This window comes from Pseudocitrobacter vendiensis (assembly GCF_943590815.1).
In the GTDB taxonomy this organism is placed as follows: Bacteria; Pseudomonadota; Gammaproteobacteria; order Enterobacterales; family Enterobacteriaceae; genus Pseudocitrobacter; species Pseudocitrobacter vendiensis.
This window is the reverse complement of sequence record NZ_CALSBS010000005.1, coordinates 38,219-52,911: the sequence shown is the minus strand read 5'-3', so window position 1 is coordinate 52,911 and position 14,693 is coordinate 38,219. Positions and strand designations below refer to the sequence as shown.

Sequence of the window (14,693 nt, the reverse complement as noted above, 5' to 3'; positions counted from 1 at the left end):
ATCATTCAATAAAAGAGGCCGGGCTTCGTACCGGATAGATACTTACTTAAAAAACGACAGTTGTTGTCGCTGAGGAAATCAAAAAAATGGGGCAATTTTTTGTTTTTGCGACGGTTTTCACCCGTAAGGAGAATAACCATGTCGCATAACGCTACTCCAAACACCTCTCGCGTGGAATTACGTAAAACCCTTACGCTGATTCCGGTTGTCATGATGGGCCTTGCCTATATGCAGCCAATGACGCTGTTTGATACGTTCGGTATCGTATCTGGTCTGACAGACGGTCATGTGCCGACTGCCTACGGCTTTGCACTGGTGGCGATTCTGTTCACCGCGCTGAGCTATGGCAAACTGGTACGTCGCTACCCGTCTGCAGGTTCTGCCTATACTTACGCCCAGAAATCCATTAGCCCGACCGTAGGCTTTATGGTGGGCTGGTCGTCGCTGCTCGACTATCTGTTCGCGCCGATGATCAACATCCTGCTGGCGAAAATCTATTTTGAAGCACTGGTGCCGTCTATCCCATCGTGGGTATTCGTTATTGCGCTGGTAGCCTTCATGACCGCCTTTAACCTGCGCAGCATTAAATCTGTCGCCAACTTCAATACCGTTATCGTGGTGTTCCAGGTGGTGCTGATTGCGGTGATTCTGGGCATGATTATTTATGGTCTGTTCCATGGTGAAGGTGCGGGTACGCTTAGCAGCACACGTCCGTTCTGGTCTGGCGATGCGCACGTGATCCCGATGATTACCGGGGCAACGATTCTGTGCTTCTCGTTTACCGGCTTTGATGGCATCAGCAACCTGTCTGAAGAGACGAAAGACGCTGAGCGTGTGATTCCGCGTGCGATTTTCCTGACTGCGCTGATCGGTGGCCTGATCTTTATCTTCTCCACCTATTTCCTGCAGCTTTACTTCCCGGATATCTCTCGCTTTAAAGATCCGGACGCGTCACAGCCTGAAATCATGCTGTACGTTGCAGGTAAAGCGTTCCAGGTTGGCGCACTGATCTTCTCCACCATTACCGTTCTGGCGTCCGGTATGGCGGCGCACGCAGGCGTTGCGCGTCTGATGTACGTAATGGGTCGTGACGGCGTGTTCCCGAAAAGCTTCTTCGGTTATGTACACCCGAAATGGCGTACTCCGGCGATGAACATCATTCTGGTGGGCGCGATTGCTCTGCTGGCAATCAACTTTGACCTGGTTATGGCAACGGCGCTGATTAACTTTGGTGCGCTGGTGGCGTTCACCTTCGTGAACCTGTCTGTTATTTCACAGTTCTGGATCCGCGAGAAGCGTAACAAAACGCTGAAAGATCACTTCCAGTATCTGTTCCTGCCAATCTGTGGGGCGCTGACCGTTGGCGCACTGTGGGTTAACCTGGAAGAGAGCTCAATGGTTCTGGGTCTGATTTGGGCGGCTATCGGCCTGATCTACCTGGCGTGCGTGACCAAAAGCTTCCGCAATCCGGTTCCGCAGTACGAAGATGTCGCGTAATCATTAAGATTCGCTGAAAACCGGAGGCCAAACGCCTCCGGTTTTTTTATGCCCTAATTTCACGCGGTTTCTAAAAATAATCGATAAATAACCAAACGGAATATCATAGAGGTTTTGGTTATTGGTCCCTGGCAGGTGTGGCTGGAATAATTTACGCACTGATATTTTCCAGGTTGATTAATTTTTATGTTGCAGATGATCGTGAGCGGAATAATTTGTGGCGCGTTGCTGGGGTTTGTGATGCAGCGTGGTCGCTTCTGCCTGACGGGCGGCTTCCGCGATATGTATATCGCGAAAAACAATCGCATGTTTTATGCCTTACTGATTGCCATTTCGGTTCAAAGCCTTGGCGTCTTCGCGCTGATTCAAACCGGGCTGGTGCAGTATGACGCGGGCGCGTTTCCGTGGCTTGGCACCGTAGTGGGCGGTTTTGTCTTTGGTATTGGTATTGTCTATGCAGGTGGTTGTGCGACCGGTACCTGGTACCGTGCCGGGGAAGGGCTGATTGGCAGCTGGATTGCGCTGGTCACCTATATGGTGATGAGCGCGGTGATGCGCTCGCCGCACGCAGCCGGCCTGAACGCGTTTCTGGGGCAGCACACCACTGCGCATAATGGTATTGCGGAAACCCTTAATATCTCCGTCTGGCCGCTGATTGCGGTGCTGCTGATTGCCACCCTCTGGCTGGTCAGCAAAGAGTTGCGTAAGCCGAAGCTGAAGGTTGCGTCACTACCGCCACGCCGGACAGGGCTGGCGCATCTGTTGTTTGAGAAACGCTGGCATCCGTTTGTCACCGCCGTATTGATTGGGCTTATTGCTTTGCTGGCATGGCCGCTGAGCGAAGCCACCGGGCGTATGTTCGGTTTAGGCATCACCTCGCCGACCGCCAACATTCTGCAATTCCTCGTTTCTGGCGAAAGCAAATACGTTAACTGGGGCGTCTTCCTGGTGCTGGGTATTTTCCTCGGTTCCTTTATCGCAGCCAAAGGTAGCCGCGAATTCCGCGTGCGTGCCGCCGATGCCAGCACCACGCTGCGCAGTGCTTCCGGCGGCGTACTGATGGGCTTCGGCGCCAGCATTGCAGGCGGTTGCTCGATCGGTAATGGCCTGGTGATGACCGCAATGATGACCTGGCAGGGCTGGATTGGTCTGGTATTTATGATCCTCGGCGTGTGGACCGCGTCGTGGATGTTGTATGTGCGTCCGCAGCGTAAAGCGAAGCTGAAAACCGCTACGGCATAACAGGAGTAAAAAAGATGACGGTAAAAAAACTCGATGTGGTCACCCAGGTGTGCCCGTTTCCCTTGATTGAAGCAAAAGCTGCAATGGCCGAAATGGCCAGCGGGGACCAACTGGTGATTGAATTCGACTGCACCCAGGCGACGGAAGCTATTCCTCAGTGGGCGGCGGAAGAGGGGCACACCGTGACTGATTTCCAGCAGGCGGGCGATGCTGCCTGGAGCATTACGGTGCAGAAAGCCTGATAGAGTGCGCCCCGCAGGTGCGGGGCGTATTACCTTGCGACCAATACAACGACCCAAATAAGCCACAGAATACCGGTAAGCAACATCGTCAATTTATATTGCTTTAAGGCCCCTGCTTGACGTTGTGCAAACGTCAGCGATTGAAGCTTCTTACGCTGCCATATAAAAAAAAGTGCCTCTCCCGCAAGATGATTATTCTTTTCGTCGATCGCGCGAAGGTACCGGGTATCAAGCCAAAGTCTCCAGCATCCGTACCAGATGAGCCCGCATACAAACGTCATTAATCCCGTGAACAAGCCCGGGGTTAAACAAGGTCTCGACAGCAGTATCCAAATCATGGGCGGAATGGAAAAAAACATGAAAAAACGCGAACTCTCAAGCGTATCTTGCACAAGCTGACGATGTAACAACGCCGCGCTGTTTAATTGATTTTCTCTGTTTTCCATCTTTGCAAGAGTTCTCTGGATGCGGGTGTAAATACAACTTCCGGTCTGGCCTGTTGAATCATTGCTATGGCAGCCGAAGGTTCAAGTTGTGGATTTCGGTAAATCAACCAGGCTGCGGTGACCAGTGCGCTACGTGATAACCCCAGCGCGCAATGTACCAGCACGCTGCCATGGTTTGCGCGCAGTTGTTCCAGTTCCGTTACTGCACGGTGTAGTAGAGTGATGTCCGGAATAACCAAATCTAACATCGGTACACAGCAGTAAGTTTTGCCACCCGTTGAACGAGAGCGTGGGAATTCGCTGGTGAGATCGAGTACGGCCTGTTGAACGGGTAATGTACGCGGATAGATGGAAATGGAGACTCCCTCCCTGACCGGGCTAATCGGGGGTAAAATTCGCGCGTATAAACGCATGGATAGCCACATTCCTGCGCGCCATGGCAGTAATAACCACCACGCAGCTGGAGCAATTCTTCCTTTTTCATCTTTCTGTAGCGCATTCACACCCGCTACGCCGTAAGCCAGGGTTACGATAAATAAGGCTAATGTGGGCCACCAAAACCAGGGCGTGATGAGGGTCGCGCAAAGTGCAACCAGCATGGCGCTAAGATAGCGCAAGCTTAGTTGCCTCTTTTTCTCTGTCGCTAATTGCCCATGCCAGTTACCCTTCTCAGGGATAAGCCAGTCGATGAATAACCCCACAGCGAATCCCGTGAGAACATCAATAAAGTGATGTTGCCAGGTTGTCAGAACCGAAATGGCAATCAGAAAAAACCAGCCGGTATTTAACGATTGCCATCGATCAGGTAAATGCCGAGAGAAATGACGCCATAGCAGCCAGCTGAGAATAATGTGCAAAGAAGGGGATTGGTTATAAGGCAAGTCGACGTGTTCAAGCTGTGCAAATAACCAACCTGTAAAGCCGGTTACATCTGGCCGGGTAAAAGTAAACTGTAAAGGAAACAACAGGAAACCTGCGCAGGCTATCAGCGAAGCCAGTAACAACTGGCAAACCAGCCGGCGCTGTTCATGGCGTGACGTGCAAACAAACAATGATAGACCGTACAGGAGATCGAGGCTCCAGTAAGGCAGGATGGTCAGTGGCAAGAAAGGAATATTCTGTTCCCAGCAAAAGACGACACTCCCGACGTCGCTGCGTCCGGCAGTGAACTGGTTCACCTGCCCATAGGTTAAGAAAAAAAAGGGGGCCAGCACTATTAGCCAGCCCACTCCTTGCCTGAAGAGGGTGAGTCGGGTGGTCATGAGGCGCGGCGCACAGCCAGTGAAACCGTGAAAATACCCCATTCATCAATAAGCTGTGCACACTTATCGAAACCAGCCTCGCGGACGAGGGCGTCCATCTCCCCCTGGGTTCGAACACGCATAACCCACGCTTTGCCATCTTTATGACTGGTGAGGGACCAGGCAATTGTTTTTAATTGCGGATGCCAGGGCTGCCCGGTATAGATCAAAATTCCGCCAGGCTCAATGGCGTCAGCCATTCCCGCAAGCGAGCGACGTACCATCTCGTTTTCCGGAAAAAGTTCGTACAGCCCAGAGACAATTCCGAGTGTTGGGCGCGGGGTGAGGGCGGCTAAATCCTGGCGATTAAACGCGTCACCTTTTTCGAATCGTGCGCGACCAGCCATACCGCGACCTGCGATCATCTCCTGACCTTTTGCCACATTTAATTCACTGAAATCGCGCAAGAGGATGTCCGTTGCCGCAGCATTGTCTTCCAGCGCATCGAGCACATAGCGTCCATGTCCGGCAGCAATATCGACCACGCGCACTGGCCTGTTTTCTGCTGTTAGCTGTTCGACCGCTTGCCTTATAAGCCTCTGAAGATGAATTTTGCGCTGGCGAATACCTTTCCAGCCCACACTGTCGAGGTAGTTCTTATCAATCATGCGCCCTAATATGCTGCTTCCCTGTGGCTGATTACGATAGACATAGTCGAGTGTACTGCCGGAATCAAAGCCAGTCTCAAAACCAAGGCGTACGCCACTGGACTGCGTGCCCAGTATTTTCATGCCATAACGTAAGCCGCGATAGACGAAGTCATCCAATGAATAAGGCTCAGGCCCTCCGCTTAACATGCGCCAGTTGTCGGCACCCGGGCTCCGCTGGTCTTCTGAACTGTAGTCAAAATGCTGTGGTGGATTGGTATAAAGCCTGTCAATGAATTCACGCATTTTATCAAATGCCAGATAGCGATCTTTTTCGCCAAGTGTATCGTGATAAAAACCTGGCAGAACGTGCAGCTCTTTATTTTGATTACGTAGATTATGGTAGAAATCAAGCTGCGGCTGGCGATGCACGACGTAATCTTCCCCCGAGACCAACATCTGAACAGGCAGAGTAATTGCGCTGGCATCACTGACCACGCGCTCCGCCGTTTTATAGAGATCGAGCAGAATATTCACAGCAATCGGACGGGTAATCAGCGGATCCTGGTTGAAGCTCACCACCCGGTCAGGATCATGAGTCAGATATTTACCTTTCACATAAGAGTTCACGAAAAAGAGGCCACGTAATCGATGCAGCAACGCCAGCCCGGGACGGGCAAAAGGTACGTAAAGTTTAACCTTAAACGCGGGGGAAGCCAGAACCAGCCCGCGCAACCTGGGCGCATAATCATGCGCCCAGGTTGCTGCCAGCACCGCACCAACGCTTTGTGCCACCACAACGATGTCCTCCAACGGAACCCCGCTATCACGCGCAGTGAAGCGGACAAACTCGTCGACATCCAGCACCGAACGAGCCAGTGAGGGACTGAAGCCTCGAAGGCCAGGAGAGCGACCATGTCCTCTGGCGTCCCAGGCGTAAAACGTCGTGTCTGGCATGGCAAGTTCATCGACGATGTGCTGCAGGCGACCTGAATGCTCGTGACCACGGTGAAATAACACAATCACTTTTCGCGCCGTCCCGCCCGCGGTTGCGGGCCAGTAGCGATAAAACAGCTCAACATTATCGCTGGTAAGAAATTGTCGCTCTTCAGGTGTCCGTGTATTAATCATGAGGATGATTCCCTGTTGTTTGTTGCTCAAGAGCCTGCAGTTGTTCCTTTAGCATGCTCATAGATAGCTGTTTATCCTGATTGAAATACAACGCATCCCCGACAGTGACATCGATAAATAAAGGCAGGGGGATAACGCTTCCTTTCGCCATCGCCTGGTCCGTTCCGCGAAGCCAGATGGGGACGATGGGCACTTCCGGCACCGCCTGACTCAAGTGCCAAACGCCTGATTTGAGAGGCGACAGAATGCCTGGGTCGCCACGTGTACCTTCAGGAAACAGAATGACCGTTTTGCCTTCTCGCAGCGCTTGTTCACATAACGCCAGTGGGTTGTTGTCGCCCCCTTTGCGTGAGACGGGAATAATGTTGAGGATGTTTAGCGAAAACCACGCCATTACCTTGTTTCGCAGGAAGTAATCCGCCGCCGCAACGGGGTGAACGCTGGCCTGCTGACGCAGTGGAAAGAGAGACAACAGTGCAAATACATCCATATGGCTATTATGATTCGCCACGACAATCGACGGGCCATGTTTGGGCAGTTTTTCACGGTGCCTGATTCGTAGCCCTAACCATAGCCACATTACGGGCCAGACAATGCAAAGCGAGAAAAGCGAGCGAAGAATACGTTTCTGCATAGATTAGTAATAATAGTAACGAATGAAATGGAAGAAGACCGGTGCAGTAAAGAGCAGTGAATCCAGACGATCGAGGATGCCTCCATGGCCGGGTAAGAGGGTTCCGCTGTCTTTCACACCGATGTCACGTTTAATGGCTGACATCACAACATCGCCACAGAAACCCGTTATGCCGATGATCGTCCCAGCGGCTAATGCCATTGGCGAGGATAGCGGTGTGAGTACCGGCCCCAATACTGTTGCGACGAGCGCGGTGGTTGCAACCCCACCCAAAAGGCCGGCCAACGTTTTATTAGGGCTGACTTTAGGCGTCACTTTGATATGACCCAGCGATTTGCCCCATAGATATTGCGCTATGTCGTTTAGCTCTGTCAGACCGACCAAAAAAAGGACCAACAATGCGCCAGTGGATTGATTGTCTGACGGTAAAATGAGCAAAAAGGCGACGTGACTGAAGGCAAAAACCGTCGTCATCAGACCCCAGTGCAACTGAGATGCTGTTCGTAAAAAGTTGTGAGTGTCACCAGCAATCACCATTCGTGTCGGTAAGAACAGAAAAACATACACGGGAATAAAAATCGTAAACATGCCGTACCAGCCGATACCAATCAGCCAGTAGTTAAGGGGAATAGCAATAAACATCCATAACAATGGCATGCGATCGGATTGACGCAATGGCGCCAGGGTCAGAAATTCTTTCAGCGCGACAAAACTGACCAGGGCGAAGAAAGTAAGTGCCAGCCAGTGAGGGCTGAGCAGGGCCAGTGAGAACAGGATGATGATGATCCACCAGGTACGTATACGTAGCGTGAGTTCTCGCCAGTTTTTCCCCGGACGTAGCAGCACCAGTAATCCATTGATTAGCGTGGCGAGCAATAAGAGTAAATAGATAGCCGCCAGCGATTTCTCAAGCAACATTATGTCGTCTCTCCCTGGCATATCGCACTGCGGCAACGATTCACCACTGTCCAGAGCAACAGTAGCGTCGCCATGCCCCATAATGCGTTATTCCATTGCACTAACGAGGGCCAGAATGTCAATGCAAGCCCCCACGCGCCGAATACCAGTGCTCTGTCACTCTTGCCAAACGGCCCGGTATAACTGCGATTACCGGTGAGTGTTTGTGCCAATACCCCACAGAACTCTGTCATCAGCGCGCAAAACAGCATGAATAGAATAAGAATGGCGTTACTGTCGGGGAGAAGCATGAAGGGTAAGTAGAGTGCAACATCGGAAAGCACATCCCCTGTTTCATTCAAAATAGCCCCGAGGGATGTTTTCTGATTGCACTCACGGGCAAGCATGCCATCCAGAGCATTGAGCGCCATACGAATGAACAGCACGACGGGCAGAAGCACAAATAAACCCGGGTCAGGGAAGATGGCCAGTATGCCGCCTGTGATAAACGAGAGTGCCAACGCAGAGAGTGTGATGTGATTAGGCGTAATGTGATGTTTATGCAGCCAAAACATCATCGGACGCAATAGGCGCTGAAAGGCGGGTTTTATCTGGTAGAGGGTCATTATTCTATTCCGTGAATAATTTTCGACCCGGGTATGATGCGCCTACACATCCGCATGGAGGAAACGCTTTTTATTCGGAAGAGGCAAATTCGGAAAAGAGCCCGTCACGAGTCGCGTGCGGGCTTAAAGGCAAAACACTAACCGTCTATTAACAGTGCGGCGAGCGTTAAACAATTTCCTGCGCGTACTGATACAGCGCTTTCAGCAGTGCCAGTTTCTCACTGTTCCCTTCATACTGCGCGTACAGCGCTTCCAGTTGCTGCATATAGGCTTGTAAAAACTCCGGCGTAAAGATATCGCGGCGATGTTCCAGCCAGCGCATCTGCTCCTGCTCGTCCAGCGAGCCTGGGAAATTGCGCGCCCGGTAGTTAAACAACAATTTCTCAATACGCGCATCGGCAAAGGTAAGGTCCAGCGCGGGCAGGTTGCGCGGCTCGGTTTCCAGCACAATTTTCATTGCGGCCCGATCTGCATCGCTGAAGAAGCCATTATAGAGCTGCGCATCGACATTCGGCGACGGCACGAACGGCTCGGCTTCGGCGAAGATCGCCACCACTTTTTCACGTACCTGCGGGTTTTCGCGCAGAACTTTAAGATTATCCAGACAATGCTGGCGATTAATGCCCAGACGTTCGGCATCCTCCGGGCGTAGAGTATTCGCGACGGCCAGCACCGGGCATTTATTCAGATGCACCAGTTTCACCGGAACCGGTGAGGCATCTCCAAGGTCGGCTTTCGGTGTGTAGAGACGTTCGCGCAGGGTATCGGTGTCCAGATCCAGCAGTGAAGAGATATCACCAGCCAAATCCACCATGATCACCGCATTGCGGTTGTCCGGATGCCAGGCCAGCGGGGCAATCCAACTGGTATTGCCGCGCCAGGCGCCAAACATCCCGGACACATGCACCAGCGGTTTCATTTGCGGCACATCAATCAGCGTGGTCAGTTTTTGCTTGCTGCGATAGGCATATAAATAGTCAAACAGCTTCGGCTGCTGGGTTTTGACCAGTTTTGCCATGGCGATAGTGGCATAAACATCCGCCATCGCATCGTGAGCGTTAGTGTGCTCAATACCGTTCGCTTTGGTCAGATGTTCAAGACGGAAGCTCGGCAACCCGTCTTCATTTTCTGGCCAGTTGATCCCTTCCGGGCGCAGGGCATAGCAGGCGCGCATCACATCCAGCAGATCCCAGCGCGAATTATGGTTTTGCCAGCTCCAGGCGTAAGGATCGTAGAAGTTGCGGTAGAAGATATTGCGCGTAACTTCATCATCGAATCGCACATTGTTGTAACCCACCACACAGGTATTTGGCACGGTGAAAAGATCGTGAATGCGGCGAGCGAACGCAGCTTCGTTATCGCCCTTCGCGCGCGCTTCCTGCGGGGTAATGCCGGTAATCAATACCGCTTCCGGTTGCGGCAGATAATCATCAGCGGGTTTACAGTAAAAGACCTCGGGCTCTCCGACGATAGTAAAATCGTTATCGGTACGAATGGCGGCAAACTGAGCCGGGCGATCCAGCGACGGGCTGGTGCCGAAGGTTTCGTAATCGTGGAAGAGGAATCCGGGGGTATTGGCAGGTTCTTGCATGGTCTTAACGTAATCCCTGATAAGCGAGCGGGCGAATTAACACCATGGTAAACGATTTACAGTCCCATCAGAAGGGTGGGTTTTCGAGGCCGATTCAGGTTATGTCATATTTTCTTGCAATTAATGGCTGTATGAAAGCGGGAAGTTCCGTAAAAAGGACCACGATTTTGAAATTGCTGAGGATTTGCTGTTGAAAGCCCGTTTGTTTATTGCTGTATCTTTGCTCGCTTCGAGTATTTCTTGTGCCTTTGCTACTGACAGCGCGGTTCCTCCCGTCACGCCACCGGCAATTAAAGCCGGTTCCTGGGTATTAATGGATTATACCACCGGGCAAATTTTGACTGCCGGAAATGAACACCAGCAGCGCAACCCGGCAAGCCTGACTAAGCTAATGACCGGTTACGTCGTGGATCGCGCCATCGATAGCCACCGTATTACGCCGGACGATATCGTCACCGTGGGCCGCGATGCCTGGGCGAAAGGCAATCCGGTATTTGATGGCTCGTCGCTGATGTTCCTGAAAGAGGGTGATCGGGTCAGCGTGCACGATCTGAGCCGTGGCCTGATTGTCGATTCCGGGAACGACGCCTGCGTCGCGCTGGCGGATTACATCGCCGGGGGCCAGCCGCAGTTCGTCGCCATGATGAATCACTATGTGGAAACGCTGAAACTTCGCGATACCCATTTTGAAACGGTGCATGGCCTGGATGCGCCGGGGCAGCACAGTTCTGCTTATGATCTCGCCGTATTGTCACGCGCGATCATTCATGGCGAGCCTGATTTTTATCACATGTACAGCGAGAAAAGCCTGACGTGGAACGGTATCACGCAGCAGAACCGTAACGGACTGTTGTGGGATAAAACCATGAACGTTGATGGCCTGAAAACCGGCCATACATCCGGCGCAGGCTTTAACCTTATCGCCTCTGCGGTTGACGGCAAACGCCGCCTGATTGCGGTGGTCATGGGCGCAGACAGCCCGAAAGGGCGTGAAGAGCAGGCGCGCACATTGCTGCACTGGGGACAACAGAATTTCGACACCGTGCAGGTGCTGCAAAACGGTAAAAAAGTGGGCACTGAGCGCATCTGGTACGGGGATAAAGAGACGATTGATCTCGGCACCGATCAGGATTTCTGGCTGGCGCTGCCGAAGAAGGAAATTCCCAACATTAAGGCGAAATACGTGCTGGACGGCAAAGAGCTGGAAGCACCTATCGCCGCGCATCAGCGCGTGGGGGAAATTCAACTTTATGACCGCGATAAGATTGTCGCTCACTGGCCGCTGGTCACGCTGGAGAGTGTCAATAAGGGGGGGATGTTCTCGCGCCTGAGCGACTATTTCCACCATAAAGCGTAACGCTGACACCTCCGTCATCCCCTGGCGACAATGTGAAGCAGTGCACATACTATCAGGTAAGGCACTGCTATATTTTACTGTATCTATATACAGTAAACTCTGTCTGAGGGGGATCTATGCACTACAGTATCGAACATGTCCACGCCCGTACCGTCGCCGGTTTCCATCTGGTTGGCCCATGGGAAGAAACCGTTAAGCAGGGTTTTGAGCAACTGATGATGTGGGTAGACACTCAGTCAATACCGGCGAAGGAGTGGGTAGCCGTCTATTTCGATAACCCCGATGAAGTGCCGCCTGAAAAACTGCGCTGCAATACGGTGGTGACGGTGGCTGACAATTTCACATTGCCACCCAATAGCGAGGGCGTCATCCTCACCCATATTGATGGCGGCGAATATGCGGTTGCCAGCGCGCGGGTTCTTGAGCATGATTTTTCCACGCCATGGCTGCAATTCTTTGACGTATTGCTGAAAGACAATGCGTATCACATTGATGGCAAGCCCTGCTTCGAAATCTATCTCAACGACGGCAATCAGGATGGCTACTGGGATATTCAGATGTACGTTGCGGTGGCGCGAAACGTGGTCTGAAAATTAAGGTGAAAGATTTTTTTCGCCTCATGATGCGAGCCGGGCAAAAGCAGGTACAATTGCGCTCTTTAGTTCTGCCGGAGAACCGGTGTGCGTCCTGACAAATCACTCAGTCCTTTTGAAATTCGGCTATACCGCAATTACCGTATCGTCCACGGTATCCGTATAGCCCTGGCATTTGTGCTGGCCTTTCTGATTGTACGTATTTTTGACATTCCGGAAGGCTCGTGGCCGCTGATTACTCTCGTGGTTATCATGGGGCCCATCTCGTTCTGGGGAAACGTGGTGCCGCGTGCCTTTCAGCGTATTGGTGGCACTATCCTCGGCTCGGCGCTGGGTTTAATTGCGCTTAAACTTGAACTCATTTCTTTACCGCTGATGCTGATGTGGTGTGCCGGGGCAATGTTCCTGTGCGGTTGGCTGACGCTCGGGAAACGTCCCTATCAGGCACTGCTGATTGGCATTACGCTGGGCGTGGTGGTCGGCGCACCGCCGGGCGATATGCATACTGCGCTGTGGCGAAGCGGCGACGTTATTTTCGGTTCGCTGCTGGCGATGCTTTTCACCGGTGTCTGGCCGCAACGGGCGTTTATCCACTGGCGTATCCAGATGGCGGCCTTTGTGACCCAGTTTAATCGTCTCTATCAGGCCGGGTTTTCACCTAATCTGGTGGAACGGCCGCATCTGGAAAAACATCTGCAAAAAGTATTGAATGATGTGGTGAAAATCCGCGGGCTGATTACGCCTGCCAGCAAAGAAACGCATATCCAGAAATCGGTATTCGAAGGTATCCAGACCGTGAGCCGCAATCTCGTTTGTATGCTTGAGTTGCAAATTAACGCGCACTGGGCGTCTCGTGAAAGCCACTTTTTAATGCTTAATGCTCATACGCTACGCGAAACGCAGCAGATGACGCAGCAAACGCTATTAACCATCGCCCATGCGCTGTACGAAGGTAACCCGCAGCCGGTAAAAGCGAACACGGAAAAACTCAACGAGATCGTCGATGAGCTCCGCCAGTTGCTGACGGAGCACAAAAGCAATCATTTGGTGGAGACGCCCATTCATGGCTACGTGTGGCTCAGCATGGAGCTGGCGCGTCAGCTTGAGCTCTTATCCCTGCTTATCTGCCGCGCGCTGCGTAAATAAGCGACGAATGCAACACCTTTGGCCCTGGGTTGTTTCGATTCAGCAGCGTTTAGGGTTATGATGAGGGACAGGTAAAAACCATTGTCATTAGCAGCGGCTATACGTATATATAGTCTTATAGCCGTTGCATTTACGAATCCGAGTCTCAAATATCAGGGGTGTAAAAATGGAAACAACTAAGCCTTCATTTCAGGATGTACTGGAGTTTGTTCGTCTGTTCCGTCGTAAAAACAAACTGCAGCGTGAAATTCAGGACGTTGAGAAAAAGATCCGTGACAACCAGAAGCGCGTACTGCTGCTGGACAACCTTAGCGACTACATCAAACCGGGCATGAGCGTTGAAGCGATTCAGGGCATCATTGCCAGCATGAAGAGCGATTACGAAGATCGCGTTGATGATTACATCATCAAAAATGCCGAAATTTCTAAAGAACGTCGCGACATCTCTAAAAAGCTGAAAGCGATGGGTGAACAGAAGGTTGCTGAGCCGAAAGCTGAGTAATTTTTTCATCAGGCGGCCTCCGTGCCGCCTGAATGCTATCTGACACCGCCTTCCACCATGGGCAGCAGGTATTTTTGCGGCCACAGCACATTACCCTCGCCCTTTTCCAGCTCTGCCACCACGGCGTCAACATCGTGTTGAGCGTTATCCAGCATCAATCCCATCACGCTACCGCTATGCGCAATACTGACGCCATACAGCGAATAGTGTTCAACAATATCCAGCACGCGTCTGAAACCCGGTTTTGGCAGGATAGCCTGGCTGGCGATAGCGCTCAGCGTTGCCGCCTCGCCCAGCAATACCGCTGACCCCGTCTCACATGCCTGACGCGCTTTCTGCCAGGCGAGCGTCAGTTGCGGCGCGCTGGCGAGCAGAGCGCTATGTCTGTCGAGACGGTGGTAATCTGCGGTTTGCAGTGTGTCCGGGCTTTCAAGTACCAGAATATCAAGCCGGGGTTGCCGAATGCCCACGGTCTGCGCACTGCCTTCATTGTGATCAAACAACGTCAGATGATGAAAGGGTGTGCTATCGGTGGGTTCGAGATTGACGCAAAGTCGTGCCAGTTCCTGCTCGCCAATACTCTTATCAAAATAGCGAGCCATCGCGACAGCGGTGGCGGCAATATCTGCCGTGCTGCTGGCCATCCCTTTGGCGACCGGAATCGGTGAGTGCAGGTTAATGCGCAACTGGCTGCTCCACTCTGGCGGAAAATCCCAGAGCGTCAGCAACTGATTAACCATTGCGCGGGTAAGCGGGCGTTCATTGTTCGCCGGTTTACCCGCTTTAACTTCCACGGTGCTGTATAGCCCAACCGGGCAGGAGATTAATTTCTCACTTCCCTGGATCCAGCCCTGAATCAGTTCCCCGCAGGATGCGGGGCATTGTGCAATGGCCACGTCAG

The 14,693-nt window shown here is 52.3% G+C and carries 16 protein-coding genes; 8 read left to right on the top strand and 8 right to left on the bottom strand.

Annotated elements, in window-relative coordinates; genetic code table 11:
• Window positions 1-86 precede the first annotated feature (86 nt).
• From yoeI to tsuB, 4 genes are all read left to right on the top strand, one after another.
• The gene (yoeI, locus tag NMC31_RS26165) at window positions 87-149 is read left to right on the top strand and encodes a membrane protein YoeI (protein WP_108475379.1); all 63 of its coding nucleotides are present in this window, start codon (window positions 87-89) and stop codon (window positions 147-149) included.
• On the top strand, window positions 139-1,497 hold the full coding sequence (gene plaP, locus NMC31_RS07605) for a putrescine/proton symporter PlaP (RefSeq protein WP_108475161.1): 1,359 nt from the start codon (window positions 139-141) through the stop codon (window positions 1,495-1,497). The genes yoeI and plaP overlap by 11 nt, the downstream gene beginning before the upstream one ends.
• A gap of 186 nt (window positions 1,498-1,683) precedes the next feature.
• Window positions 1,684-2,739, top strand: coding sequence for a thiosulfate utilization transporter TsuA/YeeE (gene tsuA, locus NMC31_RS07600; protein ID WP_149462347.1), 1,056 nt, complete (start codon window positions 1,684-1,686; stop codon window positions 2,737-2,739).
• A gap of 14 nt (window positions 2,740-2,753) precedes the next feature.
• A complete protein-coding gene (gene tsuB, locus NMC31_RS07595; RefSeq protein ID WP_015963873.1) occupies window positions 2,754-2,981 on the top strand; it encodes a thiosulfate utilization sulfurtransferase TsuB/YeeD in 228 nt (75 codons plus the stop codon).
• A 29-nt stretch (window positions 2,982-3,010) separates the two neighbouring features.
• Here tsuB and NMC31_RS07590 read toward each other — a convergent pair whose 3' ends face one another.
• The 7 genes from NMC31_RS07590 to sbcB form a co-directional block, all read right to left on the bottom strand.
• Window positions 3,011-3,427, bottom strand: a complete 417-nt coding sequence (locus tag NMC31_RS07590) for a hypothetical protein (protein WP_253897488.1) — start codon at window positions 3,425-3,427, stop codon at window positions 3,011-3,013.
• On the bottom strand, window positions 3,403-4,689 hold the full coding sequence (locus NMC31_RS07585; RefSeq protein WP_253897487.1) for a phosphatase PAP2/dual specificity phosphatase family protein: 1,287 nt from the start codon (window positions 4,687-4,689) through the stop codon (window positions 3,403-3,405). The genes NMC31_RS07590 and NMC31_RS07585 overlap by 25 nt, the downstream gene beginning before the upstream one ends.
• Window positions 4,686-6,446, bottom strand: coding sequence for a bifunctional alpha/beta hydrolase/class I SAM-dependent methyltransferase (locus NMC31_RS07580; protein WP_253897486.1), 1,761 nt, complete (start codon window positions 6,444-6,446; stop codon window positions 4,686-4,688). The genes NMC31_RS07585 and NMC31_RS07580 overlap by 4 nt, the downstream gene beginning before the upstream one ends.
• A complete protein-coding gene (locus tag NMC31_RS07575; protein ID WP_253897485.1) occupies window positions 6,439-7,080 on the bottom strand; it encodes a lysophospholipid acyltransferase family protein in 642 nt (213 codons plus the stop codon). The genes NMC31_RS07580 and NMC31_RS07575 overlap by 8 nt, the downstream gene beginning before the upstream one ends.
• A 3-nt stretch (window positions 7,081-7,083) precedes the next feature.
• Window positions 7,084-8,019, bottom strand: a complete 936-nt coding sequence (locus NMC31_RS07570) for a phosphatidate cytidylyltransferase (protein ID WP_436649891.1) — start codon at window positions 8,017-8,019, stop codon at window positions 7,084-7,086.
• A complete protein-coding gene (locus tag NMC31_RS07565) occupies window positions 7,998-8,603 on the bottom strand; it encodes a CDP-alcohol phosphatidyltransferase family protein (RefSeq protein WP_149462342.1) in 606 nt (201 codons plus the stop codon). The genes NMC31_RS07570 and NMC31_RS07565 overlap by 22 nt, the downstream gene beginning before the upstream one ends.
• 166 nt (window positions 8,604-8,769) lie before the next feature.
• Window positions 8,770-10,194 carry an exodeoxyribonuclease I gene (sbcB, locus tag NMC31_RS07560; protein ID WP_253897483.1) on the bottom strand — a complete coding sequence of 475 codons (1,425 nt, stop codon included), beginning with the start codon at window positions 10,192-10,194 and terminating at the stop codon, window positions 8,770-8,772.
• Window positions 10,195-10,384: 190 nt separating this feature from the next.
• Between sbcB and dacD the strand changes: the two genes are divergently transcribed.
• The 4 genes from dacD to NMC31_RS07540 all read left to right on the top strand — a co-directional run bounded on the left by dacD (window position 10,385) and on the right by NMC31_RS07540 (window position 13,792).
• Entirely contained in the window at window positions 10,385-11,551 is a 1,167-nt protein-coding gene (gene dacD, locus NMC31_RS07555; protein ID WP_149462340.1) for a serine-type D-Ala-D-Ala carboxypeptidase DacD, read from the top strand.
• A 116-nt stretch (window positions 11,552-11,667) separates the two neighbouring features.
• Window positions 11,668-12,141 carry a DNA gyrase inhibitor SbmC gene (gene sbmC / locus NMC31_RS07550; protein WP_149462339.1) on the top strand — a complete coding sequence of 158 codons (474 nt, stop codon included), beginning with the start codon at window positions 11,668-11,670 and terminating at the stop codon, window positions 12,139-12,141.
• Between the two features lie 90 nt (window positions 12,142-12,231).
• Complete coding sequence (locus tag NMC31_RS07545; RefSeq protein ID WP_253897482.1) at window positions 12,232-13,290, top strand: FUSC family protein; 1,059 nt, start codon at window positions 12,232-12,234, stop codon at window positions 13,288-13,290.
• A gap of 166 nt (window positions 13,291-13,456) precedes the next feature.
• On the top strand, window positions 13,457-13,792 hold the full coding sequence (locus NMC31_RS07540; protein ID WP_015963878.1) for a DUF496 family protein: 336 nt from the start codon (window positions 13,457-13,459) through the stop codon (window positions 13,790-13,792).
• Window positions 13,793-13,827: 35 nt separating this feature from the next.
• Here NMC31_RS07540 and NMC31_RS07535 read toward each other — a convergent pair whose 3' ends face one another.
• Window positions 13,828-14,688, bottom strand: a complete 861-nt coding sequence (locus tag NMC31_RS07535; protein ID WP_253897481.1) for a GHMP family kinase ATP-binding protein — start codon at window positions 14,686-14,688, stop codon at window positions 13,828-13,830.
• Window positions 14,689-14,693 lie beyond the last annotated feature (5 nt).

Bases quoted from the DNA above. Each gene is read 5' to 3' on its own strand.
- NMC31_RS07540 (WP_015963878.1), top strand. From the start codon at position 13,457: ATGGAAACAACTAAGCCTTCATTTCAGGATGTACTGGAGTTTGTTCGT.
- NMC31_RS07565 (WP_149462342.1), bottom strand. From the start codon at position 8,603: ATGACCCTCTACCAGATAAAACCCGCCTTTCAGCGCCTATTGCGTCCG.
- NMC31_RS07585 (WP_253897487.1), bottom strand. From the start codon at position 4,689: ATGACCACCCGACTCACCCTCTTCAGGCAAGGAGTGGGCTGGCTAATA.
- tsuB (WP_015963873.1), top strand. From the start codon at position 2,754: ATGACGGTAAAAAAACTCGATGTGGTCACCCAGGTGTGCCCGTTTCCC.
- plaP (WP_108475161.1), top strand. From the start codon at position 139: ATGTCGCATAACGCTACTCCAAACACCTCTCGCGTGGAATTACGTAAA.
- NMC31_RS07575 (WP_253897485.1), bottom strand. From the start codon at position 7,080: ATGCAGAAACGTATTCTTCGCTCGCTTTTCTCGCTTTGCATTGTCTGG.
- NMC31_RS07570 (WP_436649891.1), bottom strand. From the start codon at position 8,019: ATGCCAGGGAGAGACGACATAATGTTGCTTGAGAAATCGCTGGCGGCT.
- sbmC (WP_149462339.1), top strand. From the start codon at position 11,668: ATGCACTACAGTATCGAACATGTCCACGCCCGTACCGTCGCCGGTTTC.
- NMC31_RS07580 (WP_253897486.1), bottom strand. From the start codon at position 6,446: ATGATTAATACACGGACACCTGAAGAGCGACAATTTCTTACCAGCGAT.
- sbcB (WP_253897483.1), bottom strand. From the start codon at position 10,194: ATGCAAGAACCTGCCAATACCCCCGGATTCCTCTTCCACGATTACGAA.
- tsuA (WP_149462347.1), top strand. From the start codon at position 1,684: ATGTTGCAGATGATCGTGAGCGGAATAATTTGTGGCGCGTTGCTGGGG.
- NMC31_RS07590 (WP_253897488.1), bottom strand. From the start codon at position 3,427: ATGGAAAACAGAGAAAATCAATTAAACAGCGCGGCGTTGTTACATCGT.